This window comes from Methylibium sp., from assembly GCF_013817365.1.
GTDB lineage: Bacteria > Pseudomonadota > Gammaproteobacteria > Burkholderiales > Burkholderiaceae_C > Methylibium.
The window spans coordinates 1-2,480 of sequence record NZ_JACDCU010000528.1 but is presented as its reverse complement, the minus strand read 5'-3'; the positions used below and the strand labels follow the sequence as shown (position 1 = coordinate 2,480).

At 63.3% G+C, this 2,480-nt stretch carries 3 protein-coding genes and 1 pseudogene; 3 read left to right on the top strand and 1 reads right to left on the bottom strand.

The annotated features are described in order from the left end of the window. Positions 1-119: helix-turn-helix domain-containing protein (locus tag H0W38_RS20865; protein WP_292457800.1), on the bottom strand; the 119-nt coding region annotated here is incomplete at its 3' end. A 285-nt stretch (positions 120-404) separates the two neighbouring features. Between H0W38_RS20865 and H0W38_RS20860 the strand changes: the two genes are divergently transcribed. From H0W38_RS20860 to H0W38_RS20850, 3 genes and pseudogenes are all read left to right on the top strand, one after another. Continuing rightward, positions 405-848, top strand: coding sequence for a helix-turn-helix domain-containing protein (locus tag H0W38_RS20860; protein ID WP_292457798.1), 444 nt, complete (start codon positions 405-407; stop codon positions 846-848). Then, complete coding sequence (locus tag H0W38_RS20855) at positions 848-1,519, top strand: IS630 family transposase (protein ID WP_292457795.1); 672 nt, start codon at positions 848-850, stop codon at positions 1,517-1,519. The genes H0W38_RS20860 and H0W38_RS20855 overlap by 1 nt, the downstream gene beginning before the upstream one ends. Positions 1,520-2,056: 537 nt before the next feature. Next, positions 2,057-2,480: pseudogene (locus H0W38_RS20850) on the top strand (transposase zinc-binding domain-containing protein); the annotation flags it as partial.

The following is a 2,480-nucleotide window of genomic DNA, read 5'->3' as shown; positions in this document are numbered from 1 at the left end:
TCACGCAGATACCGCCGCACGGTGTTGCGCGAGCAGTCCAACTGCCGCGCGATCGCTCTGACCGCCTCGCCCCTTCGGGCCATGACTCGTATCTCCACTGCTTGCTCCTGGGTCAACATCGACGGCAAGGCCGTCATCCTTACCCAGGTGGGTCACTTTTACTTCAGCGCAGTGGGTCAGTATTACTTCGGCGGCAACAGCCAGCACTCGCAGCTCCTGCTCGGTGTGCTCGTCCAGCTCAATCGTCTTGGCAACCCGCATCGCTCCAGCCTCCTGGGCGATTGGAGTATGCCGGCACAGATAGGTTCTATAAGTTCACGCGCAGTGCACTAGTACATTGACACACAAGTAACGGAACATGAATACACTCTCGACATCGCCAATCGATGCAACGAGGTGTTGTCATGCGCCAGACGGAACTGCACTTGACCGACGAGGACCGCTTGGTCGTGGAGGAGATTCGCAGCAAAGGCTTGCATCAATCGCGAGAGGTCAATCGGGCTCACGTTCTGTCCTCATTGGACCGGGGCGTGCCGGAGGCCCAGATCATGGCGGTGCTGGGAATGGGACGCACAGCTGTATGGCGCACGCGCGCTGCGTATGTGCAAGGGGGCGTCGAGTTGGCGGTTTTCGACGTGGCACGCTCTGGTCGACCTCGCCAGTACGACACGGACGACGAGGCGCGCGTGACGGCGCTGGCTTGTTCGGCGCCGCCTGCGGGCCGGCAGCGCTGGACGATGGTGGAACTCGAACGCGCCGCGCGCCAGGAGCCCGGCATGGGCAGCGTGAGTCGAGAGACCGTACGGCGCATGCTCAAAAAAACGACCTCAAGCCCTGGCGCAAGCTGATGTGGTGCATTGGAGCGCTGACCGAGGAGTACCGGGCCCGCATGTACGCCTTGCTCGAGCTGTACGCCCGACCGCTGTCGCGCGCGGAGCCGGTGATCTGCATCGACGAGAAGAGTCTGCAACTCATCGGCCACAGCCGCGCGCCGCTGCCCATGACAGACTGCGCCTGCGCCAAGCACGACTACGAATACACGCGCAATGGCACGACCAACCTGTTCGTGGCAGTCGAGCCCAAGGCGGGGCAGCGGATCGTCTCGGTCACCGAGCACCGGGGCAAGGCCGACTTCGTCGCCTTCGTCGGTCAGTTGCTGACCAATGCATATGCCAACGCGCGTCGTGTGCACCTGGTGCTGGACAACCTGAACACCCACTTCAGGAAGTGCTTCGACGATGTGCTCGGAACGCGCGCCGCGGCAAAGCTCTTGCGCCGCGTCGAATTCCATTACACGCCCAAGCACGCCAGTTGGCTGAACATGGCGGAGATCGAGATCGGCATCCTCAGCCGTCAGTGCCTGGACCGGCGCATCGAAAGCAGGCAACTGCTGTGCAACGAGGTCGATGCATGGCAGCGAGCGCGCAACGCGCTGGAGCGAACCATTGAGTGGAACTTCACGAGACAGGACGCTGATCACAAACTCAGCCGTCATTACGTTCCGAAACTTGCATGTTGATGTACTAGTGGCATCGCTGCGGTTGGATCGCTCCACAGCAAAGGGAGCCTTCGCAATACCGTGTCCTCGCGTCGTGGCAGGGCCAACTATTGCTACACCGCCTTCACGATTGAGCAGCCGGTCTACCTCACATACCTGCCTGCGACTGAAGCGCACCCGGCCCCACGCTGGTGGCTGATTGGGCACCCTCACCGGCCGCTTACGAGCGCGAATGTGAATGACAGTTCCTGGCCGAGTCTGAGCCTTCGTGACTCTTGCCGAGAGCAGCCGCTCAGGATTTGCATGCCGGCCGCAAGCGGCGGCTTACAGGCAACGCCGTGAACTCACACTCCCGGCCACTTCCGGTCGCTGGCCGCCGGCAGCTTCCCGGTATCTCCTCAAGCCGTTCCAGCGCCTGAGGCGACAAGGAAGCTGCCACCAGAAGGTGGGCACGCGAAGGTAGGCCGCCACGGGTAGGCGACCGAGAGGGCGATTGCGACGCGTTGACGGGCTTGAGACCGTGCGGGCTCACAAGCTCGGGAGCAACGCGTGCAAGCTATCGGTCGGCAGCCCCTCCGGGCGCCGGATGGCGCACCGGTCCACTACGAGCGCCACCGTCCCGAGCAGACCACGCTGTACCGCCTGGTGCAGCAGCACGCCCAGACCTTCCTCGCCAGACCGAAGAGGCCATCGGTGCCAGCCTGCCGCAATTCATCAAGGACGAGTTCGACGCCTTTCTCGAGTGCGGCATCCTGGCCCACGGCTTCCTTCGCCTGCGCTGCGTTGACTGTGGGCACGACAAGCTGCTCGCCTTCAGCTGCAAACGCAGAGGGTTCTGCCCATCATGCGGAGCGCGCCGGATGTCGCAGACGGCGGCGCACCTGATCGACCATGTCATCCCTCATGTGCCGGTGCGCCAGTGGGTGCTGTCACCGCCATCCCGGTGCGCCTGCTGCTGGCCGCGCAGCCGAAGCTGATGACG

Coding starts and splice junctions, on each gene's coding strand:
- H0W38_RS20860 (WP_292457798.1), top strand. CDS start 405: ATGCGCCAGACGGAACTGCACTTGACCGACGAGGACCGCTTGGTCGTG.
- H0W38_RS20855 (WP_292457795.1), top strand. CDS start 848: ATGTGGTGCATTGGAGCGCTGACCGAGGAGTACCGGGCCCGCATGTAC.